Origin of the sequence: Dysosmobacter sp., assembly GCF_052306735.1 — a bacterium.
GTDB lineage: Bacteria > Bacillota > Clostridia > Oscillospirales > Oscillospiraceae > Oscillibacter.
On the sequence record NZ_DAWBAJ010000004.1, the window covers coordinates 21,471 to 44,455 of the forward strand.

A 22,985-nucleotide genomic window follows, 5' to 3' on the forward strand; every position below is an offset into this window, starting at 1 on the left:
AACGAAACGCACGCCCCGTCCTACCGGACGGGGCGTGCGTTTTTGTTTGGGCGCTTGAGTTTAACGGAGGAACTGGATATTGGCGTCCACCCGGCCACCGATCCCGTCGATGGAGCAGCTGCTGGAGAACTGCCAGATATCCATCTGGTAGTAGAACGCGGGATAAAGCCGTTCCGAGCTGGCGCTCTTATACTCCGGGAACCAGATGGGGTACTTGGCCAGCTGGGGCAGGTTGAACTTGTTATAGCCCACATACTTGCTCATGTACACCATGGGCTCATAGCCCGCCTCCTCGATCTGCTGGCAGAATGCCAGGGCGCAGGCAGTGGCTACCTCCGGCGTAGTGCCGTAAACCCGGTAGGTGGAGTCGTGCATCTCCCAGTCATAGGCGATGGGGCCTGTGATCTTGCGGCCATCCAGAATGGAGAGCACATAATCCGCCTCTTCAATAGCCTCCTCCACGGTGATGGCCTGAGAGAAGAAATACACCCCTGTCTCCAGTCCGGCATCCATGGCGCCGTCCACATTCTGCAGGCAGTAGGCATCCCGGTTCAGGGAGCCCGTGCCGTAGCCGCGGAAGCCGGCCCGCACCATGACAAACTCCACGCCGTCGTTGGCCACGGCCTCCCAGTCGATGGTCTTCCCGGCGGTAGCCTGGTTCTGATAGGCAGAAACATCAATACCAAAGCGGGTATCATATTCCCTGCCCACATACACCAGGCGGTCTGTGTCTTCGTCATCCCAAACGAAATCCGGCTGAGCCACCTTGCTGGTCTCCACGCCGCTGTAGATGGGAACATTATAATTATCGTAGTTCACATAACCATCTGCCGCCACCCAGGGATACTTGGACGGCTCCGCAGGCTCCTCCGGCTTTTCATCCTTATCTGGTGTATCCGGCTTTTCCTCTTCAGGCTCCAGAACTTTCAACTCGGCGCTGCCGAAATTCAGGATATCTCCGCCAATGGCCACATTGGTCAGTGTCACCGTCCCTGTTACGCCGGGAGCAATGATCAGGTTCCCGCCGATGCTCATATCCAGCAGCTCGGCACCTTCGGAGGCATTGATCATCAGCGAGCCCTCCACCATATCGGAATAGGTGCCCTGCTCCTGGATCAGCACATCCACCATATTGTTGAGGATGTTGACGATCTCCGCCCGGGTAATGGCATCAGTGGGCCGGAAATACCCATTGGCGGAATCGTTGATGTATCCACGGGCCGTCATCTCCACCACATAGGGGCGGGCATAGTCCGCGATCTGGGCCTCGTCCAGATAGGTAAGAGCCGTGCTCTGCCCGGTGATGCCAAAGGCACGGGCAATCATGGCCACAGCCTGCTGGCGGGTAATGGTATCGGTAGAGAGAGCCTGGCCGTTGTTGCCCAGATACACGCCGGCGGCGTGGAGCTTCAGGATCGGCTGCTCCCAGTAGGTTCCCGCCGTGTCCGTAAAGGTGGCGGCAGAAGAAATGGCCTGGTACTTCATAAAGCGGTCCAGAATCCCTGCGAAGGCACCCCGGGTGATGGAATTGTCCGGCCGGAACGTGCCGTCCTCATATCCCTGAATAATGCCGTACTCCTGGCTCCACTTGTCGATGGCGCCGGAAGCCCAATGTCCGGCAGTATCGGTAAACACGGCACCGGCCGGCGTCACGGCCATTCCCACTGTCATAGCCAGAGCCAAGGCCCCCGCCAACAAACGCTTTCTCTTCATGGCTGCTCTCCCTTCAATGATCTGACAAGATTCGACGCCCCGCGCCGCGAAAAAGTTCCCGCCGTCCCATCGAAACGGCGGGAACCAGCAAATCTGGTTTACATATTATCATAACGCTCCCTGCGGTGTCAACGTTCCGCCACAGGAAAAAATGGGGATTTACCGGACAAACAGCGGGATCCGCAGCGGCTTCTCCGTCACCGCGGCATCCTCCATCCTGCCCGCCGCGTCACCCCGCAAAACCGACAGGGTCAGACCCAGGAACGTCAGATCCATCACGGTATGTAAGTTCCCCACCAGCAGCGGTACATGGACACTGGTGAGCACAAACCCCAGGTTCAGTACAACACTGCCAAAAAGCTGCAGTCCGAAGGGAATCAGGACTGCCAGGGCCAGAAGCCGCCCCCACTGGCTCCGCTGACGGCGGCAGCGCACAAGCAGCCACACCAGCAGCCCCGCCAGGGCCGCCACCAGTACCAGACACGCCAGCCAGCCCAGTTTGTATAGCACCGTGGTCAAAAGGAGATCCCGGCTCCACCCCGGCACCATCCGCTCGTAAGGTGTAAAGGGTTCCAACGCCTCGCCGCTTCCCTCTCCTACCCATCGGGCAGCAGCCACCGCTTGTCGAATCGCCAGGGCCTGATATCCTCTGCCACTGGGATCCGTCTCAGGATGTAAGAAGAACATGAATCTGCCAACGGAGGTAATCACAGACAGGGTGCCGCCTGCCATCACGGCAGCCAACCCACAAATCAGGACCGTAGCCTTTCCCCGGGAAACATGGAACCAGCCCATGCGGATGGCCATCAGCAATACGATGAAACCCGTTAAAAGCAACAACAGCAATCCCGTAACAGAGGGTGCCAGTATGCAAACCACGGCCAGAGGAACTCCACCTGCCAGTGCCAGAAGCAGCCTTCCCGCTCCACCGCCCCGGCAGCGGCACACCCACAGGACATACACCACCGGGTAGCACAGCACCACATAGCGGGTGTAGTAGGAAACATTGCTGATATTGGGCGAATGGATCAGGCTGAAAATCCCTGCTGCCAGAGCCAGCAGATAAACAGCCCCGGCCCGGCGAACCAGCACAGCGCAGTCCAGGAAATACATCCCAATGAGACCGCCTGTCCCCAACAACACCGCCAAAGCTGTCCGCACCGGGTCGATATCGTCGTAATAGGGCGCACCGGCAGCTGTCAGCCACACCCGCAAAAAGCCCCCCAGCAACGCCAAAAGTACAATCATGGTCAGAGGCCCCCACTGGGGCCGGGGCCGGTGGAGGGCATCCAGCTCTGCTCCCACAATCTCCGGATCTCCCATCTCTTCCACCGCCAGGCGCTCCGCCTCCTCCGGGCTATGCCCTTTCTGCACAAAAGCATCCCGCTGATCCTCCAGATGCCGCCCCAGCTCCCGCAGTACCAGGGGACGGGCCCGCCGCCAGCGGAGCTGCTCCCCGGCTGCTGCCAGATACGCCTCCATGGTCTCAGGCTTCCCCACAGCAGGCCCCTCCCTCCAAAACCCGGTGCACCGCCGCGGCATAGGCATTCCAGGCGATCTCTTTTTCATGCAGGGCTGCCCGGCCCTGATCCGTCAGATGATAATACCGCCGGGGCTTCCCGGCTGCCGCCGCCCCTTCGTAGGCGGTTACCAGTCCCTGCTCTTCCAGGCCGTGGAGCAGGGGATACAGTGTCCCCGCCTTTAAGTGAAAGGTATCATCGCTGCGCAGCCGCAGGGATTCGATCATCTCATAGCCGTACTGATCCCCGTCCTCCAGCAATTTCAGTACCAGCAGTGCCATGCTGCCGCTTACCAAGCCCTTGTCCAGTTCCATTCCCACACCCCCCATTATATCGGTTTCCTATATATCACTGCTGCCAGTATATATCGGTTCCCTATATATGTCAAGGCAAAAAACTCCCCGCGTCATAAGACGCGGGGAGACAAATTGGATGCAGGGACAGCGGCTCACTCCACCGTCACGGATTTTGCCAGGTTCCGGGGCTTATCGATGTCGCAGCCTCTTTGCAGGGCCACATAGTAGGCGAACAGCTGCATGGGAACAATTCCCAACGAGGGCTGAAGCACCGGATGGGTCTCCGGCACGGTGATGACGGCATCGGCGGTTTTTTCCATCCGTTCCCGGAAGTCCTCACCGGTAATGGCCAGGACTTCGGCTCCCCGGGCCTTCACCTCAACCACGTTGCTCATGGCTTTGTCGAAAAGCGGCGCATAGGTTCCCAGGGCCACTACCAGCGTACCGGGCTCGATCAGGGAGATGGTGCCGTGCTTGAGTTCGCCGGAGGCGTAGGCCTCGGAGTGGATGTAGCTGATCTCCTTGAGCTTCAGCGAACCCTCCAGTCCCATGGCATAGTCCAGATTGCGGCCGATAAAGAACACGGAGTTGTGGTTGAAATACCGGGAGGCGTAATACTGGATATCCTCGGTATGGGCCAGAAACGCCTCCATTTTCTCCGGCAGACGCTGCATCTCAGACATGATGGCGCTGTACTCCGCCGGATCCAGAGATCCCAGTTCGTCCGCCAGGTACAGACCCACCAGATCCATCAGCACCAGCTGGGTGGAGTAGGCCTTGGTGGTAGCCACAGCGATCTCAGGCCCCGCCCAGGTATAGAGCACGTCGTCGGCCTCCCGTGCAATGGAAGATCCCACCACGTTGACGATGGCCAGTGTCCGGCCGCCCCGGCGCTTGGCCTCCCGCATCGCCGCCATGGTATCCAGGGTTTCACCGGACTGGCTAATGACGATGACCAGGGACTTTTCGTCCACCAGCGGATCGCAGTAGCGGAACTCCGAGGCCAGCATCACCTCCACCGGGCGGCGCAGCAGCTTCTCCCAGATGTACTTGCTGACCATTCCCACATGGTAGGAAGAGCCGCAGGCAATGATGAAGATGCGATCCACGTTTTTGATATAATCCGCCGGCATATCCAAATCGTCCAGCACCACCCGGCCGTCCCGGATGCGGGGAGAGATGGTCTTGCGGATAGCCTCGGGCTGTTCAAAGATCTCCTTGACCATAAAGTGGGCGTAGCCGCCCTTCTCCGCCGCAGAGACGTCCCAGTCCACCGTCACACGGGCCTTATCCACCGGCACCAGCTCGCTGTTGAACACATCGATGCTGTCCCGGGTGATGACGGCGATCTCTCCGTCGTCCATATAGCTCACATCCCGGGTATAGCGCAGGATGGCGGTGACGTCGGAGGCCAGGAAATTTCCCTCCTTGCCATACCCCAGGATCAAGGGGCTGTCCTTGCGGGCGGCAATGATGGCATTGGGATAATCGCTGCACAAAATGCCGAAGGCGTAGGAGCCCTCGATCCGGTGCAGGGTACGGGAAACCGCGTCCAGCATGTTGCCGTTTTCCCGATAGTAGACCTCCAGTAACTGCGCCACAACCTCAGAGTCCGTATCCGAGGTGAATGTCACGCCCTTTTGCAGCAGGTGTTCCTTGATCTCCTGGTAGTTTTCGATGATGCCGTTGTGCACCAGGGCAATGGATCCATCTGCACTGACATGGGGATGGGCATTGACGTCGCTGGGTTCCCCGTGAGTAGCCCAACGGGTGTGTCCGATACCCTGGCACCCCTTCAGATCCGCGCCTCCGTGAATGAGATCCGAGAGGACCTTCAACCGGCCCTTGGTCTTGCGCACCTGAAGCGTGCCGTCGTCGGCCCGGACGGCTACGCCGGCGGAGTCATAACCCCGGTATTCCATGCGCTCCAGTCCGTCCAACAAGATAGGAGCAGCGCTCACCGCTCCCACAAAGCCAATAATTCCACACATATATAGCTAATATCCTCCTGAATGTATTCCACAAAAGTATATGCGTTCAAAAGGACAAACACGCAGATATTTGCCGCTTTTCCCCACGGTCACAGTCCCTTTGTTCCGCAGTCGCCTGCGTATTTGCCAACTGTGTTACGCGCCCGTGGACACGGAAGGGCACCCGCCGAAACCTTCGATCACAGGGCACACCGGCCCCGTTTGCTCCCTTCTCCTCGTCGTCCCGCCCCGAAACAGGGCGGGCGCTGGCGCTGTGATGGGCTCTGGCCCATGATCTCCTTTCACCTCTGCGAATTGGATGCTGTATATGATAACGCTCCCCATGGGGCGCGATATCCGGGATAAAGCTTACGTCCCTGCAAATACTACGTAAAAAGGAGGGACGCGCTATGATCACCGCGTTTTTTCGCACGCTGATCCTCTACTTTTTCATCATGCTGGGGCTGCGCCTGACCGGCAAACGCCAGATCGGCGAACTGGAACCCAGCGAGCTGGTGATGACCATGATGATCTCAGATCTGGCCACCGTTCCCATGCAGGATTTTGGAATCCCGCTGCTGACCGGGCTGATCCCCATTGCCACACTGCTGGCTGTCTCCCTGCTGCTGAGCCAGATCTGCCTCAACAACCTGCGCTTCCGGGCACTGATGTGCGGAAAGCCCACCATCCTCATTTGGGAGGGGCAGGTACAGCAGGACGCCATGCGGAAAAACCGCTTCACCCTGGACGAGCTCATGGAGGAGCTGCGGGAACAGGGAATTGCCGACATCCAGGATGTGAAATACGCAGTCCTGGAAAACTCCGGAGAGCTCTCCGTGCTGCCCTGGGGCCGCTGTCAGCCTCCCACAGCCCAGCAGCTGAAACTCAAAGGGCCTGACGAGGTGACACTGCCGGTTGTTCTCATTAACGATGGCCGGGTGCTCAGCCGGAACCTGGCGCTGTGCGGCCGGGACGAAGAGTGGCTTGCAAAGCAGCTCCGCTCCCGCCACCTCACCTCCCCCCGGGAGGTCTTTTTGCTGACGCTGGATCAAAAAGGCAGCGTTCTTTGCATTCGGAAGGAGCGCAAAGCATGAAAGCCTATTTTCTCTCTGTCCTGACACTGCTGGCGGTTTTATCCCTGGCTCTTTGGAACAGCGCCTCCATGGCCGGGCGCACCCAGCGCTGGCAGGGCCAGCTGGACCAGGTGGAAGCGCTGGCAACGGACGGGGCCTGGGAAGATGCCTATCAAGCCCTGGAGGAGAGCTACGGCGACTGGTCTTCCAGCCAGGCCTATCTCCACATCGTCAGTCATCATGATGTGCTGGATGAGGCAGAGGCCATGTACCGCCGGGCCGCTGTCTTTATCTGCCTCCAGGAGGAGAGCAGCCTGCTGGGTGAGCTGTCGGACTTACGCCATCAGCTGCGGCTTCTCTCAGAGATGGAACAGCTGAGCATTAAAAATGTCCTCTAGCATGGGGCATATTATAGCATACGTCCCATGGCGGTGCAAGCGTACCATTTCCGATATAAACGGATCCCGGACGCCACGGCGCCCGGGACCCCGCTTTTTTGGTGATTATTTGTTATCAGCCAGGAGCTTATTGAGCTCTTCCATAAAGGTGTCGATATCTTTGAACTGCCGGTACACCGACGCAAAGCGCACGTAAGCCACCTGATCCACATCCCGCAGCCGTTCCATGACCCGCTCGCCGATCTTCTCGGTGCTGACCTCCCGTTCCATGGAGTTTTGCAGATCCTGCTCGATCTCCGCCGCGATGCGCTCCAGCTCCGCCAGAGGAACCGGTCGTTTCTCACAAGCCCGGATCATACCCCCCAGAACCTTACGCCGGTCAAAGCTCTGACGGCTGCCGTCCTTTTTCACCACCACCATGGGAAGGCTTTCCACCGTCTCGTAGGTGGTAAAGCGCTTTCCGCAGGACAAGCACTCCCGCCTGCGCCGGATGCTGCTGCCCTCGTCTGCGGGGCGGGAATCGATGACCTTGCTCTCACTGTAGCCGCAATAGGGACACTTCATAGTGAACCTCCCGAATGACACCGGCGGGGCCGGCGATTTCTCATCTGTGGCTCCAACTCCGGGGAAGAAACGCTCCCCTACCGGAGAGAATTCCAGTCAACCCCCAAGGGGCATGGCTGCCTTGGGGTCATTATAACACAGCGCCACAAAATATGGTATCTCTATTTTTCACCTTTCGGAAAAAATTCTGTTTTTTTAATGGTTCCTTTACCCGTCAAAAAATACCGGCTTCTCCTCCGTGTCGAAGGCAACCACTGCCGCCTCCCGTCCCCGAACCCGGCGCAGCGTGGCAAAACAGAAAACCGGGATCAGGGCAAAGGGTTTTCCCGGATCCCAGGGCAGCGCCACCAGCCGAAACTCTCCGGCCCGGTGCAGGAAACACGCCTGGCCATGCAGGCACCGCCGCAGCCAGGGGGAATGGAATTCCCCTTCCGGGTGGGGAAGCTCTTCCCAGTCTCCGCCGGCTGCGGAAACCGCCGGGCGAACCTCTCCCCGCACCAATTTACCCAGAGGCGCAGTCAGCTGCCGGGAAAAACGCCTTCGGATGACGCCCTCTTCCCCGGAGGGCTCCAGGATCCCCAAACGCAGCTCCCCGGCGTCCCCTACCGCCCAGGCGCACCATAATTCCTGATCCGGCAGACGGCAGCGGGCTGTGAACCAGGTATACAGCGCCTCCGGTTCCACCGTTAGTTCTCCGGTGCTCTTCTCCCCCAGATACAGCGGAAACTTGTCCACGGCTCCGCCTCCTCTCCCGCATGGCGGCGGCAAAAGGGCCGCCTGTGCCAATCTATGCACAGGCGGCCCCGGAATATGTCCATTTTCTCAGGCAATGGTATAACTGCCCCGCACCAGCAGCTTGGTGGTGGCGGCGGTGGCTTTCACGCCCCGATTCTCAATGGTCATCATGTAGAGATGGTTTTGTACCAGACCGCCTCCGTTATTGAGGGTGGAAGCGGCTGTCTCGTCAATGAGACCGGGCGCAGAGGAAGATACACACACGGCGGAGCCCACCCGCAGCATCACCTCGCAGCCGATCTGGCCGGTGAGGGTCTGCCCATTGGAAAGCGTCACCACCGTAAACGTGGACGCGGTGGATGTGCCGCCGGTGGAGACGGATCCTCCCAGCTGCTGGACGATCTGGCTGTTGCGGGCGGCGATCTTCTGATCCACTGCGGACAGGATATTCCCCAGGAACGTCTCGTTGAGATAGCTGAGGGTCACCAGGGGGTCACCGGTGGAACCGGCTTCCGCTGCCAGGGACACGGTGGTGCTCAGCACGCAGGAAATGGCCAGCAAAGACACCAGCCGCAGCACCCATCTGTTCTTCTTCATATGTACCTCCCATCCCGCCGGGCCTCTTTGCCGCCTGCGGGGTCTCTTTTGTTTTGCTTTTCCGTTCCGGGACGCGGCTTACGCCGGACCTGTCCCAAGAAACGGTGAAATGATGTACCGCCGGAATCTGGAGTGGTTCCCCTGAAAAGGATCTTTTCAGGGGAACCAGCATTCAAACCAGCTGGTCGTGGGGCAGCCCGAAGCTCACTGCGATGGCCAGATCGACCTTCTCCATCACCGACTCCTCCACATGGCCCATTTTCTCCCGCAGCCGCTTTTTATCCAGGGTTCGCACCTGCTCCAGCAGGACTACGGAATCCCGGCTCAGGCCGCGGCTCTGGGTCACAGGGAGATCGATATGTGTGGGCAGCCGTGCTTTTCCCGTCTGGGAGGTAATGGCTGCCGCAATCACAGTGGGGCTGTAACGGTTTCCGGTGTCGTTCTGGATGATCAGAACCGGCCGGACGCCGCCCTGCTCGCTGCCCACCACCGGGGAGAGATCGGCATAGTAAATATCGCCGCGCTTGACACTTGTATCCACAAAGTTCACACTCCGCCGAAAGAAGTACCCGCCGCCGGATCAATACCAGCGGGGCCACTTTCATTCTCCCACGCAGCCGGGGAATTTATACGGCAGCCGCCGTGCAAAATTCCCGCTTCTCCGCCCCCTGACATTCTATGCCCGGGGCAGGGCCGGAGTGTCTTGTTTTTTCTGCTGAGGTCTCACACCAAAAGCCGCAGGCTCCGCTCCACCACGTCTCCATGCTCCAGATAGAGCCTGGGAACCCGCTTGCTGACGGCGCAGACCAGCTCATAGGGGATGGTCCCCAGCATGGCGGCCAGATCGTCCGCCCGCTGCCGTGTTCCGAAGATCTCCACCGGATCCCCTACGTGGACATCCGGCAGATCCGTCAGATCCACCATGGTCATGTCCATGCAGATCCGGCCCCGCACGGGAGCGGGTCCCTGCTCTGTCACCACCGACAGCCGGTTGGAAAAGCCCCGGAACAAACCGTCGGCGTAGCCGATGGGCAGCACGCCCACCCGGGTTCTTTTCTCGGTGTGGAATGTGCGGCCGTAGCTGATATCGGTGTCCGGATCAAAGACCTTGATGGTGGATACGCAGGATTTGAGGGTCATCACCGGCCGCAGGTCCAGAGCCCGGGCATCTCCGCCCAGCCCGTAGAGGGCGATACCGGGACGTACCATGTCCAGATACATCTCCGGATAACGGGCCAGGGCACCACTGTTGGCGCAGTGGCGGATGGCAAAGGTTCTGCCCCGCTGTGCAAGCGCGTCCAACACCCGCATAAATAAATCGAACTGCTCCCGGGTGTAGGCCTCGTTCTCCCCGCCGTCCTCATCGGCAACGGCAAAGTGGGTGAAGATGCCCTCCGGATCCAGATTGGGCAGGTCGCAGGATTTGGCGATGGCCTCCACGCCCCCCTGGAAGTGGTCTCCCCGCACCAGAAAGCCCAGGCGGGACATGCCGGTATCCACCTTGATGTGGACTTTCAGAGTCCCGCCGCAGGCAACGGCTGCGGCGCTGTATTCCTCCGCCTTGGCCTGAGCGGAGACCGCCTGGGTGATGCGGTATTCTATGAGCTGGGGCACCATGGAGGGCGGCGTATGTCCCAGGATCAAAATGGGTGCCTCCACCCCCGCATGGCGCAGCTCCCGGGCCTCGTCCAGGCTGGAAACCGCCAGGTATTCCGCCCCCAGCTGTTCCAGCTTTCTGGCCACCTGCACGGCGCCGTGGCCGTAAGCGTCTGCTTTCACCACACCCAGATATTTGACGTTGGGGCCGGTACGCAGACGGGCTTGATGGTAATTGTGGGCCAGGGCGTCCAGGTCGATCTCCGCCCAGGTTCTTCTCAAAACGGTATCATCCATGGCAAACCATTCACCTTTCGCCATTGTACAATCGGAGTTTACTCCTGGTCGCTCATTATATCATAAAAGGCAAAACTCGTAAACTCCGCCGTCAAAATTATTTCACTATCCACGGCGATCTCTCCCCGCACCGGGGCCCCGCCGTCCTGGCGCAGCCAGAGTGTGGAAAGGATCTTCTCCCCGTCCTCCCCGGTTTGATCCACCGTCAGCCGCAGACAGGGGATATCGTCCCAGCTCTCCTCATTTTCCTCCAGCAGCCACCCCTCCCGCAGGGCGCTCATGAGCCGGGGCAGGCAGGCCATAGGGCTGATATCCTGGCCACTCAGCGTTCCGGCTCCCAGGCACAGATCCTCATACTCCAGCCGGGTATCCTCCCCGGAGAACACCGCCCGGATCCCGGCAATGCTCTCCGGCGCCAGCACCTCCACCGTGGTTTCACCGTCCGGCACATAGGTACACTGCACCGATGTCTCCCAGAGGCTCCCCGCCTGGTCCCAGGCGACTTCCGCCGTCATCTCACAGCCGGTCATGGTCTGATAGGCCTCCCGAACCGCCTCCGCGCCGGACTCCGTCTCCCCGGCCCCGCCTGCGCCGCAGGCGCTCAGAATCAGGCACAGGGTCATCATTGGTACGCACCACCATCTGCGCACCCTGCAAAACCTCCGTTACTCCAGAATCTCCCGGATGGCCTCCGGCAGGCAGCCTGCCACATCCTCCGGCGTGGCGCCGTACTCCGTCCAGGTCTTGGCCGCCAGCTCCCCGGCCCGGCCGTGGAGCCATACCCCCAGCGCCGCCGCCCGGACCGGGGCAGCCCCCTGGGCCAGGAGAGACGCGATGACCCCGGTGAGCACATCGCCGCTGCCGCCCTTGGACAGCGCCGAGCATCCGCAGGTATTCACCAGCACGTTGCCCCAGGGGGTGGCCGTGACGGTCCGGTGCCCCTTGAGCACCAATACACAGCCATGATCCCGGGCAAAAGTCCGGGCGGCCTCCACCCGGTCTCCGCCGTCCAGGGCACCGGGCGCCAGCCGGGCGAATTCCCCGTCGTGGGGCGTCAGCACCGTCACCCGGTCTCGCCGGACATCCAAACTATCTATATGCCCTTCCAGGGCGTTTATGCCGTCGGCGTCCAGCACCACCGGCTGCTTGGCCTCCCGCAGCAGCGTACACACCAGCTCCGACACCTGCTCCGACCGGCCCAGTCCCGGCCCCAGAGCCAGCACATCGCACTCTGCCAGTTTCTTTCGAAGCTTTTTCAGGGCATCGGTGTGCAGCATTCCCTTTTGATCTGCCAGGGGGAAGGGCATGGCCCCCACGCACTTGGCGGCCTCCACCGGCCAGATGGCCTCTGGAACGCCCAGGGACACTAGGCCGCAGCCGGTGCGCTCCGCCGCCAGGGCAGTCAGATAGGGTGCCCCGGTATAGCCTACGGCGCCCCCCACGATCAGCAGCTTTCCGAACGTCCCTTTGTGCCCGTCCGGCTGCCGGGGCGGCAGCGCCTGGCGCAGGAAGTCCCCCTCCACCGTCTGGGCCGGACAGATGAGCCCGCTGGCAAGATCCGCCGGTATACCGATATCCCGGACGATGACCTCTCCGGCGTACACAGCTCCTGCTCCCACCGCAAGGCCGATCTTGGGATAGGTAAAGGTGACGGTGGTGCGGGCCCGAACGGCGCACCCCAGCACCGCTCCGGTATCCGCCGAGATGCCGCTGGGCACATCTGCCGCCACCACTAGTGCCGGGGTCTCATTGAGGAGGGCGATGGCCCGGCCAATGGGAGAGGCCGGATCCACCGGACGGGAGAGCCCCACGCCCAGCAAGGCATCCACGCACACCTGGCTCCCCAGCACCCAGTTTCTCTGATCCGCATCCTCGGGGTCAAAGGCCTCCAGTGTCACACCGCACTCGCTGAGGCGGCCAGTCTGGGCCAGGGCGTCCGGCGTCAGCTTTTCATAGCTGCCCGCCAAGAACACCCGCACCCGAACGCCGGACAAAAAGAGCAGCCGCGCGGCGGCGATCCCGTCGCCGCCGTTGTTGCCGGATCCGCACAGCACCGCCGCCCGGCTGCCCCGGACTCCCGGCCGCAGCAGATGGAGCACCGCCTCCGCCACACCCTCCGCCGCCCGGTCCATGAGCTCCAGGGATGAGATTTTCCTCTCTTCAATCGCCTGCCGGTCCAATTCCCGCATCTGTGCCGCTGTGGTGAGTTTCATGGTGATTGCCCCTTTGTTTTGATTTTCTTCATTATAGAAATCCCCCCATTATTTTGCAACGATTTTCCTTTCCCCCACCGGGAAAACCTGCTAGAATCAGGGGTGCAACCCAAACGCGACATCCGTTTCTTCAAACGCAACAGGAAATCGCTGGCATGGCCGCCCCCGCTCCGGTACGCTGTTGCTATAGAATTTGAGGAGGTTTTTCCATGGCGTTTTCTGAAAATCTGCAATTCATCCGGACCCAGGCGGGCGTCACCCAGGAACAGCTGGCGGAGCAGCTGGGGGTTTCCCGCCAGTCTGTCAGCAAGTGGGAGAGCGGTCTGAGCTTTCCGGAAATGGAGACTTTGCTGCGGATCTGCGACCTGTACGATGTGAACCTGGACACGCTGCTGCGGGGCAGCGTGGCGGAGAGCCGGGTCAGTGACTCCGCCCGGTACGACGCCTTCATGAACAGCTTTTCCCGGCGGGTGGCCCTGGCCATCGGCGGGATTCTGGCAGGCGTGGCCCTGGGCGTGTTTCTCAGCACGCTGATCCCGGAACTGTTGAGTAGTGCGATCATTCTACTGGCCGTCACCGTTGCGGTGGTGGTACTAGTGGCCAGCGGCATCGAATACGAGAACTTCTGCAAAAAGAACCCTGTCATCGCCGACATCTATTCTCCGGAGGAAAAGGACACCTTTCATCAAAAATTCGTCTGGCTCATTTCCGGCGGCGTGGGCGCCATCCTATTCGGCGTGGTGCTGCTGATGCTCTTTTTCTCCGTCTTCCCCGAGCGGGAACCCTATGAGTCCTGGGCTGCCACCGTGTTCCTGCTTCTGCTGGCGGGGGCTGTTTCTGCCATGGTCTATGGTGGGATCCAGGATGAGAAGTACAAGATCTGGAAGTACAACCGGGACAATAATCCTGACCCGGAAGCCAAGCGCCGTCTTCAACTCATCGGCACACTCTGCGGCGTCATCATGCTGCTGGCTACTGCCGCTTTTCTGATGCTGGGCTTTACCCGGGACTCCTGGAGCTCCGCCTGGTGGGTATTCCCTGTCGGCGGCGTCCTCTGTGCGGTGGTGAACGTGGCACTGAATCCCTACAAGGATGACGATTGAGGAAATCCCTATCCCGTCAAAATGCGGCGGGATGGGGATTTTTCTCTTGCATTTTCGATTTTTCTGTGTTATAAGTGGTATTTGATATCAGCGATGAACGGGAAAATGACCGTGAAACGCCGCCAAGAGAGGGTCGGTCACCGGCTGCAAGCCGACCTGCGGAACGTCCGGCCTGGTTCGCCCGGGAGCCGCCGTGGAGACACGGCCGGAATGCCCTCCGTTACCGGGGCAATGAGTGCGCGCCCCTAGGCGCGAATCCGGGTGGTACCGCGGAAGGCAAGCCTTTCGTCCCAAGAGTGGGACGGAGGGCTTTTTTGCTGTCCGTTTCCCAAGTTTATTACTTCCTAATTATAAAAAGGAGTCAGCACGATGAAAGAACAACTGGAAGCCATTCGCAAGCAGGCGCTGGATGCCTTTTCCGCCGCCGGCGACACCGCAGGGCTGGACGCTCTGCGGGTGCAGTATCTGGGCAAAAAGGGTGAATTGACGGCCCTCCTCAAGCAGATGGGCAAGCTCTCCGCCGAAGAGCGGCCGGTCATGGGCCAGCTGGCCAATGCCGTCCGGGCCGACCTGGAGCAGGCCCTGGAGCAGCGGGGCAAGGAACTGGACGCCCTGGCCCTGGAGCAGCGCCTCAAGGATGAGGCCCTGGACGTCACCATTCCCGGCAAGAGCGTGAAGCTGGGCCGCCGCCATCCCATGTACCAGGCCCTGGACGAAATCAAGGAAATCTTCATCTCCATGGGCTTCACCGTGCTGGACGGCCCCGAGGTGGAGCTGGCAGAGTACAACTTCGACCGGCTCAACGCCGAGGAGGGACACCCCTCCCGTGACTGGTCCGACACCTTCTACTTTGACGAGGACAGCCGTGTGATGCTCCGCTCCCAGACCAGCCCCATGCAGGTGCGGGCCATGGACTCCATGGAACTGCCCATCCGCATCATCGCCCCTGGCCGGGTGTACCGCAAGGACGAAGTGGACGCCACCCACTCTCCCATGTTCCACCAGGTGGAGGGCATGGTCATCGACAAGGGCGTCACCATGGCGGATCTAAAGGGCACCCTCAACACCGTGGTGGAAAAGCTCTACGGCAAGGGCACCAAGACCCGTTTCCGCCCCCATCACTTCCCCTTCACCGAGCCCTCCTGTGAGATGGACGTTCAGTGCCACAAGTGCGGCGGCGTGGGCTGCCCCACCTGTAAGGGTGAGGGCTGGATCGAGCTGCTGGGCGCCGGTATGATCCACCCCAAGGTTTTGAAGATGTCCGGCATTGACCCGGAGGTCTACTCCGGCTGGGCCTTCGGCATCGGCCTGGAGCGTACCGCCATGCGCCGGTTCAAGATTGCCGATCTGCGGCTGATTTTTGAAAACGACGTACGGTTCCTGGAGCAGTTCTGAGTGGTCAAGGGGGGAACCGACTTTCCCTTGCGGGACCCCCCCAACGCCAGTGACATCGGTCTCTGGTGCACGCGCCCAAGGGCGCACAAGTCGGGTTGTTTTCGCCGCGTACAGAAGATAAATTGCCCCTTTAGGGCAAGAGGAACCCCTCTGGAGGGGCCCGCGGCGAACATGATCCAAATTCTTTCGCGCGGGGCGCGAAGGAGGGCGGAGCATCTGCGCTCTCTATTTATCTGAACATATCCATCCCAATGGAAGGAGTTTCAATATGTTATTAAGCAGAAAGTGGCTCAGCGAGTTTGTCACCGTTGATGCCAATGATAAAGACTTTTCCGAGGCCATGACCCTCTCCGGATCCAAGGTGGAAGTCACCGAGGATCTGGGCGCTGAGATCTCCAATGTGGTGGTGGGCCGCATCACCTCCATGGAGCGCCATCCCGACTCCGATCATATGTGGGTCTGCCAGCTGGATGTCGGGCAGGCAGAGCCCGTCCAGATCGTCACCGGCGCCTGGAATATCCACACCGGGGATCTGGTGCCTGTAGCGCTCCACAAATCCACCCTTCCCGGCGGCAAGAAGATCGAAAAAGGCAAGCTGCGGGGCATCCTCTCCAACGGCATGATGTGCTCGCTGAAGGAGCTGGCTCTGGACGAGCGGGATTTTCCCTACGGTGTCATTACTCCCGCCGCTCTGTTGAATGATTACCATCCCCTGGACAAGGAAAAGCCCTCCATCCCTGCGGATATCCAGCCCGGCCATAAGATCTACGGGCCCGTGGTGGCTGCCAAGGTTCTCTCCTGCACCACCGTGTCTTACGGACTCTATCACACCCAGCTGGATCTGGGCGGTGCCGCCGCTGAGGTGGACTCTCCCTGCCAGAACATGCATGAAGGGGACATGGTGGCCTACAATACCAAGGCCGGCACCATCTGCACGCTGGAAGACCTCCACGCCCAGCAGGCAGAGTTCCCCCACTGCATCACCGACGGCATCTTCGTCCTCAACGAGGATTGCAAGCCCGGCGATGACATCAAACCCATCATCAACGCCGACGACCACGTAGTGGAGTTTGAAATCACCCCCAACCGTCCTGACTGCCTGAGCGTCATCGGCCTTGCCCGGGAAGCCGCCGCCACCTTCCACACGGAGCTGCGTCTCCATGAGCCGGTAGTCAAGGGCGGTGCAGAAGGTGCCCTGTCGGATCTTCTGGACGTGGAGACCCCTGCAGCAGACCTGTGCCCCCGGTACACCGCCCGGATGGTGCGCAACGTGAAGATCGCCCCCTCCCCCAAGTGGATGCGGGAGCGCCTGCGGAGCATGGGCGTGCGCCCCATCAACAACATCGTGGATATCACCAACTACGTGATGCTGGAATATGGCCAGCCTATGCACGCCTTTGATTACCGCTATGTCAAGGGCGGCAAGATCATCGTCCGCCGGGCAGAGGAGGGCGAGACCCTCACCACCCTGGACGGCAATGTCCGTAAGCTGACCGCCAACCACCTGGTGATCGCCGATGAGACCCGGGCTGTGGGCCTGGCGGGCATCATGGGCGGCGAGAACAGCGAAATCGTGGCGGACACCGCCGACGTGGTCTTTGAGTCTGCCTGCTTCGACGGTACCTGCATCCGCAAGGGTGCCCTGTCTCTGGGCATGCGGACGGAGGCCTCTGCCAAATTTGAAAAGGGCCTGGATCCCCTGAACACCCTGCCCGCCGTCAACCGGGCATGCGAACTGGTGGAAATGCTGGGCGCCGGTGAAGTAGTGGACGGCATCATCGATGTTTTGAACTTCGTGCCCCAGCCCCGTGTGCTGCCGCTGGAGCCGGAGAAGATCAACGCCCTGCTGGGCACCGATATCGAAAAGGATGAGATGATCCTCATCCTCCGCAAGCTGGACTTCACCGTGGAGGGCGATCAAGTGACCGTTCCTTCCTGGCGCGGCGATGTGGAGGGCATGGCGGATCTGGCCGAAGAAGTGGCCCGCTTCCACGGCTACAACAACATCCCCACCACTCTCATGCGGGGCCAGACCACCCTGGGCGGCTACGGTACCGAGGAGCAGCTGGAGCGCCAGGTGGGCGCCGTGTGCCGCAGCATGGGCTATGACGAGATCATCACCTACTCTTTCATCTCTCCCACCCAGTATGACAAAATCCGCTGGCCCAAGGATTACAGCCGCCGGGAGTCCCTGAAGATCCTCAACCCCCTGGGGGAGGACACCTCCATTATGCGCACCACCACCCTGCCCTCCATGCTGGAGATCCTCACCCGCAACTATAACTACCGCAACCAGAACGTGAAGCTCTATGAGGTGGGCCGTACCTACACGCCCGGCGGGGATCGCGGCCTGGCTATCGAAAAGAAGGTCCTCACCCTGGGCGCCTACGGCTCCGATATGGACTTCTATGCCATGAAGGGCGTCATTGAGGCAGTCTTGAAGGATCTGCGGGCCACGGATATCTCCTTCCGCACCGGAACCGGCGAGCCCACGGAGAATTCCTATCACCCCGGCCGCTACGCCACTGTCTGGAGCTGTGACACCTGTGTGGGCTGCTTCGGCGAGATCCATCCTCTGACAGCCCAGAACTACGGCGTGGACGGCGCTTTCTACTGCGCTGAACTGAGCCTGGATGCCCTGGCCCAGGTGAAGGGACCTGATCCGGAGTATGTCCCCCTGCCCAAGTTCCCCGCCGTCACCCGGGACATCGCCGTAGTCTGCGACAATGCCGTCACCGTGGGTGCTTTGGAAGACTGCATCCGCAAGGGTGCCAAGGGCCTTTTGAAGGACGTCTCCCTCTTTGACATCTATACCGGCGCCGGGATCCCTGCGGGGAAGAAATCCGTCGCCTTCAACCTGGTGCTCCGGGCAGACGACCGCAGCCTCACCGCTGAGGAAGCGGATGCGGACGTCAAGAGCATCCTGGACGCACTCAAATCCGATCTGGGTGCCGTGCTTCGCTAAGGAAAAGCCCCTCCCCGGGAAATTTCTTTTGGAATTTCCCGGGGAAACGCTTTACATGCGGGAAAAAATCGAGTATACTGATTCTATATTTCGAGCAGCCGCAACAGATAGAAAGGTGGTGTCTGTATGGACGATTTTACCCGGAAGTTCAGCCTTGCCATGGAGAAGGACGAGGAGATCCATCAGATCCTCTCCACCGTCTATCAGGCTCTTGAGGAAAAAGGCTACAACCCCATCAACCAGATCGTGGGATACATCCTCTCGGAGGATCCCACCTATATTACCAACCACAACAACGCCCGTACCCTGATCCGCAAAATCGACCGGGATGAGCTGCTGCAGGTGTTGGTGCGCAAATATCTGGGGCAGTAACAAGCTGTAACAAAAATATCGCCTGATCTAACGAGAAGATGCAGAAAAAGTCTCTGCATCTTCTCTTATTTTTTTGCTTTTTGTGAAGATTGGAAAAAATTGATTCTGATTTCTGGCAATTTCCCCCCGCGCGGTCGTTGACAAAACGGAAAAAATCTGTTACAATTCGGTTACAATCTTTTCAAAGGAGTGTTTCCATGGCTGAGAGCAAAGCCCCCAAGAAAGAAGGACTTATGTATAAGGGCCATCCCCTCCGCCGGGTAGATAACCTCATCTACTACGGCACGATGGCTGAGAAATATATTATCATGATGCAGATTCTGGACACCAAGAAGGAGCAGGATTTGGACCTGGCCACCAAGGTGTCCATTCAGTTGCAGTTAACGGATCCGGATCTCAAGTCCCGGGATCGCGTGGTCAAAAAGAGTGAGAAAGACAGCCTTTACGCCGCCATGGATATTGCAGCCATCTGGCTTGACCGGGCTTTGGCCGGCAAAGAGAAATAATTGGCGTTCGCCCCCCTATCAACTTACAAAAGAAAGGAACCCACACCAATGACATACTTTGCAGGAAAAGCCGCCAAGATCTTCGTTCTCTCCGTCTGCACCGCACTGATGCTGGCCGCCACCGCGTTGGCTGCTGACCAGGCCATTTCTGTGGCCGCCACTACCGGTTCCTCTCTGCGGGTTCGCTCCGATGCCTCCACTGATGCCTCCATCCTCTCCACGCTGGATAAGGGCGTGGCCGTAGCCGTGCTGGATGATTCCATTTCCGGCTGGTACAAGATCAATTACGGCGGCACTGTGGGCTATGTTTCCGCAGATTACGTGTCCATCGATCAGGACAATATCTTTACCTCCTACGGCAGCGTGAATGGCGACGGCGTCAACGTCCGCTCCTCCGCCTCCACTGACGGTAGCGTGCTGGCCACCGTGGACAAGGGCACCATCGTCACCGTCAACGGTTTTGAAAACGGTTGGTATGACGTCACCTGTGAATACGGCACCGAGGGCTACATCCGCAGTGACTTCTTGGATCTCACCGCCAACGATTCCAGCTCCTCCTCCAGCGATATCGTCGCAGCCGCCAAGCAGTACCTGGGTACCCGTTATGTGTACGGCGGTTCCTCTCCCAGCGGCTTTGACTGCTCCGGCTTCACCATGTACATCTACGGAAAGTTCGGCTACTCTCTGCCTCACTCCGCCACCAGCCAGTGGCAGAGCGGTCTGGGCACCAAGATCTGGGGCATCAATGCCCTGCAGGCCGGTGACCTGGTGTTCTTCTGCGATCCCAGCCGGTCCAACGGCAAGGCCTGCTCTCACGCCGGCATCTACATTGGAAACGGACAGTTCATCCACTCCTCCTCTTCCTCCAGCGGCGGCGTGATCATCAGTGATCTCACCAGCGGTTACTACAACAACTATTTCGTGGGCGGAATCCACGTCTGATTACATAGGATTTATCCATCGGGCTGCAAAAGCAGCCCGATGGTTTTTTATGCAAAAGGAGCCATCCCCGCAGGGATGGCTCCTTTTGCTTTACAGTTTTTTCATATGCCTGCCGGCGGATTTGAGCATCAGCTTCTTGGTGCCCACCTTGTCGAAGGCCACCTCCACCAGGGCATCTCCGCCCATGGGACGCATGGAGAGCACCATGCCCTGTCCAAAGGCGGTGTGCTCCACCATGTCGCCCTTTTGCAGCTGCAGCATGGGCGCGCCAGCAGAGGAAGCTCCACTGCGGCGTACAGATTCCAGCGGGCGCTGAGGGGCCTTGGCACCGGTGTCCCGATAGCTGTGGACGCCGCCGCTGCTCCAGGAGGACATCCGGGAGGGATTCCGCCCTCCGGCGCCTGCGCTCCGCTGGCTTCCAAAGCTTTCGCCGGAGATACTGTAATCGCCAAAGGAGCTGTCTCCCCAGGAGTCTCCAGCACTCTGCCGTCCGCCAAATCCCGGTTCCGGCCGGCTGATCCAGTGCATGTTCTCCTCCGGGATCTCCTCCAGAAACCGGGATGGCCGGTTGGTGCTGGTACGGCCGTAGAGCATCCGCTGCCGGGCATTGGTGAGGGTCAGCTTCTCCTTGGCCCGGGTCATGGCCACGTAGCAAAGGCGCCGCTCCTCTTCAAGCTCCTCCTCGTCATACTGGGCGGAGGACCCGGGGAAGATCCCCTCCTCCATCCCCACCACATAGACCGTGGGGAATTCCAGGCCCTTGGCGGAGTGGATGGTCATGAGAGTCACGCAGTTGTCGTCTGCCTCCACACTGTCCAGATCTGTGTACAGGGCGATCTCGTTGAGGAAACCTGCCAGAGTGGCGTCCTCCGGTTCCTGCTCCAAAAAGCCCAGGATGTTGGACTTGAGTTCCTGGACGTTCTCAATGCGGCCCCGGCTCTCCATGTCGTTCTTTTCCTCCAGGGCTTTCACGTAGCCGGACTGTTCGCACACGGCATCATAGAACTCCGGCAGAGCCAGCGTTCCTCCCGCCCGGCGGAGGGAATCAATGAGGTCCGCAAACTTCAGCAGCTTGGCGGAAGCGCTCTTGAGCTCCGGGAAGAGATCCGCATTGCGGAGGATCTCATACATGGACGCCCCCTGGGCCTCCGCCAACGTGGTGACCTTGTCCACAGTGGTGGCGCCGATGCCCCGGGGGGGATTGTTGATGATCCGGCGCAGCCGCAGATCGTCCATGGGATTGTTGAGGACGCACAGATAGGCCAGCATGTCCTTGACCTCCGCCCGGTCGAAGAACTTCATGCCGCCCACTACCTTGTAGGGTACGCCGTTGCGCTTCATGGCATATTCCAAGGCGTTGGACTGGGCGTTCATCCGGTAGAGCACAGCGGTATCCCGGAAGTTACGGCCCCGGTTCACCCCCATGAGGATGTCTCCCACCACGTAGTTGGCCTCATCGCTTTCGTTGAAGTTGGTCTTGATGGTAACGGTTTCTCCGGCACCGTTGTCCGTCCAGAGGGTCTTGCCCTTACGGCCGGTGTTGTTTTTGATAACGGCGTTGGCCGCGTCCAGAATGTTCTGGGTGGAGCGGTAGTTCTGCTCCAGGCGGATAGTCCGGGCGTTTTTGTACTGATTTTCAAAGTTCAGGATATTCTCGATATTGGCACCCCGGAACCGGTAAATGGACTGGTCGTCGTCGCCTACCACGCAGAGGTTTTTCCGCCCCCCTGCCAGAAGGCTGGTGAGCAGATACTGCAGATGGTTGGTATCCTGATACTCGTCCACCAGCACATAGCGGAACTTATCCTGATAGTATTGCAGAACCTCCGGCTCCTGCTGCAGGAGGGTCACCGTGTGGTAGATGATGTCGTCAAAATCCAGGGCGTTGGCGGAGCGCAGCTTCTTTTCATAGGCTGCGTAGATCTTGGCGATACGGGTCATCTTCCAGTCGTTGGCGTGCTCACTCTTTTTTGCAAATGCCTCCGGCCCCTCATAGCGGTCCTTGGCGGAGCTGATGACGGAGAGGACACTGCGGGGCTGGAAGGTCTTTTCATCCAGATTCTGCTCTTTCAGGATGTCCCGGATCACCCGCTTGGCGTCGTCGGTATCATAAATGGTGAAGTCCTTGTCAAAGCCGATGCGGTCGATGTCCCGCCGCAGGATCCGTACGCAGGCGGAGTGGAAGGTGGAGGCCCAGATGTCGTTGGCGGCGGAGCCCAGCCGTGCTGCCAGACGGTCCTTCAGCTCCCCTGCCGCTTTATTGGTAAAGGTGATGGCGATGATTTCCCAGGGACGGGGAACATCCACCGCACAAAGCCGGATGGCCCGACGCTTCTCCTCCGGCGTGGGCTGGTTCGGGAACTGCTCCAAAAACGCCAGATCTTCCTCTGTGGCCTCTTGGGGCACCTCGTTGGTGTCGCTGCCCCGGCCATAGGTCAAAAGGTTATACACCCGCTGGATCAGCACGGTGGTCTTGCCGCTGCCGGCTCCCGCCAGCAGCAGCAACGGCCCCTCGGTGGTCATGGCTGCCTGGCGCTGCATGGAGTTCAGACGCTGAAAGTCCCGGGCGATGACGGCCCGGCGGGCGTCAATGTATCGTTGGTTGAAATCAGTCATATGTTCACCAGTCTCCCTAAAATCTCGCAGACTATTTTACGGCAAAAACCAAACCGGGTCAACCGCCAAAGGTGGGAATTGCGCTTTGTCCCGGCTTGTAGTATGCTGTTGAAA

General features: G+C 59.8%; 20 protein-coding genes. 8 read left to right on the top strand and 12 right to left on the bottom strand.

Features of this window, described 5'->3' with window-relative positions:
• Positions 1 to 60: 60 nt before the first annotated feature.
• The 4 genes from ACT67G_RS01960 to glmS all read right to left on the bottom strand — a co-directional run bounded on the left by ACT67G_RS01960 (position 61) and on the right by glmS (position 5,520).
• Positions 61 to 1,713: a GH25 family lysozyme gene (locus ACT67G_RS01960; RefSeq protein ID WP_443662799.1), complete on the bottom strand. Its 1,653-nt coding sequence runs from the start codon at positions 1,711 to 1,713 to the stop codon at positions 61 to 63.
• A gap of 159 nt (positions 1,714 to 1,872) precedes the next feature.
• The gene (locus ACT67G_RS01965) at positions 1,873 to 3,213 is read right to left on the bottom strand and encodes a permease prefix domain 1-containing protein (RefSeq protein ID WP_443662800.1); all 1,341 of its coding nucleotides are present in this window, start codon (positions 3,211 to 3,213) and stop codon (positions 1,873 to 1,875) included.
• Complete coding sequence (locus ACT67G_RS01970; protein ID WP_443662801.1) at positions 3,200 to 3,547, bottom strand: PadR family transcriptional regulator; 348 nt, start codon at positions 3,545 to 3,547, stop codon at positions 3,200 to 3,202. Before ACT67G_RS01970 ends, ACT67G_RS01965 begins: the two co-directional genes overlap by 14 nt.
• A gap of 134 nt (positions 3,548 to 3,681) precedes the next feature.
• The gene (glmS, locus tag ACT67G_RS01975) at positions 3,682 to 5,520 is read right to left on the bottom strand and encodes a glutamine--fructose-6-phosphate transaminase (isomerizing) (RefSeq protein ID WP_325244384.1); all 1,839 of its coding nucleotides are present in this window, start codon (positions 5,518 to 5,520) and stop codon (positions 3,682 to 3,684) included.
• 389 nt (positions 5,521 to 5,909) lie between these two features.
• Here glmS and ACT67G_RS01980 point away from each other — a divergent pair, with 389 nt between their 5' ends.
• Together ACT67G_RS01980 and ACT67G_RS01985 are read left to right on the top strand one after the other, a co-directional pair.
• Positions 5,910 to 6,593 (top strand): DUF421 domain-containing protein, encoded by a 684-nt coding sequence (locus ACT67G_RS01980; protein ID WP_443662802.1) that lies wholly within the window; start codon positions 5,910 to 5,912, stop codon positions 6,591 to 6,593.
• Positions 6,590 to 6,970 carry a DUF4363 family protein gene (locus tag ACT67G_RS01985; protein ID WP_443662803.1) on the top strand — a complete coding sequence of 127 codons (381 nt, stop codon included), beginning with the start codon at positions 6,590 to 6,592 and terminating at the stop codon, positions 6,968 to 6,970. The genes ACT67G_RS01980 and ACT67G_RS01985 overlap by 4 nt, the downstream gene beginning before the upstream one ends.
• A 105-nt stretch (positions 6,971 to 7,075) precedes the next feature.
• On the opposite strand, the gene nrdR is transcribed toward ACT67G_RS01985, so the two are convergent.
• The 7 genes from nrdR to ACT67G_RS02020 form a co-directional block, all read right to left on the bottom strand.
• Complete coding sequence (gene nrdR / locus ACT67G_RS01990; protein ID WP_325244378.1) at positions 7,076 to 7,534, bottom strand: transcriptional regulator NrdR; 459 nt, start codon at positions 7,532 to 7,534, stop codon at positions 7,076 to 7,078.
• Between the two features lie 207 nt (positions 7,535 to 7,741).
• The gene (locus ACT67G_RS01995) at positions 7,742 to 8,269 is read right to left on the bottom strand and encodes a hypothetical protein (protein WP_325244375.1); all 528 of its coding nucleotides are present in this window, start codon (positions 8,267 to 8,269) and stop codon (positions 7,742 to 7,744) included.
• Positions 8,270 to 8,356: 87 nt separating this feature from the next.
• Positions 8,357 to 8,866 carry a hypothetical protein gene (locus tag ACT67G_RS02000; protein WP_325244373.1) on the bottom strand — a complete coding sequence of 170 codons (510 nt, stop codon included), beginning with the start codon at positions 8,864 to 8,866 and terminating at the stop codon, positions 8,357 to 8,359.
• A 172-nt stretch (positions 8,867 to 9,038) separates the two neighbouring features.
• Positions 9,039 to 9,407 (bottom strand): type II toxin-antitoxin system PemK/MazF family toxin, encoded by a 369-nt coding sequence (locus ACT67G_RS02005; protein ID WP_325244371.1) that lies wholly within the window; start codon positions 9,405 to 9,407, stop codon positions 9,039 to 9,041.
• Positions 9,408 to 9,589: 182 nt separating this feature from the next.
• Positions 9,590 to 10,759: an alanine racemase gene (gene alr, locus ACT67G_RS02010; protein ID WP_443662804.1), complete on the bottom strand. Its 1,170-nt coding sequence runs from the start codon at positions 10,757 to 10,759 to the stop codon at positions 9,590 to 9,592.
• A gap of 38 nt (positions 10,760 to 10,797) precedes the next feature.
• On the bottom strand, positions 10,798 to 11,409 hold the full coding sequence (locus ACT67G_RS02015) for a hypothetical protein (protein WP_443662805.1): 612 nt from the start codon (positions 11,407 to 11,409) through the stop codon (positions 10,798 to 10,800).
• 15 nt (positions 11,410 to 11,424) lie between these two features.
• A complete protein-coding gene (locus ACT67G_RS02020) occupies positions 11,425 to 12,972 on the bottom strand; it encodes an NAD(P)H-hydrate dehydratase (RefSeq protein WP_443662806.1) in 1,548 nt (515 codons plus the stop codon).
• Between the two features lie 209 nt (positions 12,973 to 13,181).
• On the opposite strand from ACT67G_RS02020, the gene ACT67G_RS02025 reads away from it, so the two are divergent.
• From ACT67G_RS02025 to ACT67G_RS02050, 6 genes are all read left to right on the top strand, one after another.
• Complete coding sequence (locus ACT67G_RS02025; RefSeq protein WP_443662807.1) at positions 13,182 to 14,075, top strand: helix-turn-helix domain-containing protein; 894 nt, start codon at positions 13,182 to 13,184, stop codon at positions 14,073 to 14,075.
• A 369-nt stretch (positions 14,076 to 14,444) separates the two neighbouring features.
• Positions 14,445 to 15,470, top strand: a complete 1,026-nt coding sequence (gene pheS, locus ACT67G_RS02030) for a phenylalanine--tRNA ligase subunit alpha (protein ID WP_325247047.1) — start codon at positions 14,445 to 14,447, stop codon at positions 15,468 to 15,470.
• Positions 15,471 to 15,738: 268 nt separating this feature from the next.
• On the top strand, positions 15,739 to 18,435 hold the full coding sequence (gene pheT / locus ACT67G_RS02035) for a phenylalanine--tRNA ligase subunit beta (protein ID WP_443662808.1): 2,697 nt from the start codon (positions 15,739 to 15,741) through the stop codon (positions 18,433 to 18,435).
• A gap of 126 nt (positions 18,436 to 18,561) precedes the next feature.
• The gene (locus ACT67G_RS02040) at positions 18,562 to 18,807 is read left to right on the top strand and encodes an IreB family regulatory phosphoprotein (protein ID WP_325247049.1); all 246 of its coding nucleotides are present in this window, start codon (positions 18,562 to 18,564) and stop codon (positions 18,805 to 18,807) included.
• Between the two features lie 197 nt (positions 18,808 to 19,004).
• Positions 19,005 to 19,313: a hypothetical protein gene (locus tag ACT67G_RS02045; protein ID WP_325247050.1), complete on the top strand. Its 309-nt coding sequence runs from the start codon at positions 19,005 to 19,007 to the stop codon at positions 19,311 to 19,313.
• A gap of 48 nt (positions 19,314 to 19,361) precedes the next feature.
• Positions 19,362 to 20,255 carry a C40 family peptidase gene (locus tag ACT67G_RS02050; protein ID WP_325247051.1) on the top strand — a complete coding sequence of 298 codons (894 nt, stop codon included), beginning with the start codon at positions 19,362 to 19,364 and terminating at the stop codon, positions 20,253 to 20,255.
• Between the two features lie 90 nt (positions 20,256 to 20,345).
• Here the strand turns inward: ACT67G_RS02050 and ACT67G_RS02055 are convergent, their stop codons facing one another.
• On the bottom strand, positions 20,346 to 22,871 hold the full coding sequence (locus ACT67G_RS02055; protein WP_443662809.1) for an ATP-dependent helicase: 2,526 nt from the start codon (positions 22,869 to 22,871) through the stop codon (positions 20,346 to 20,348).
• Positions 22,872 to 22,985 lie beyond the last annotated feature (114 nt).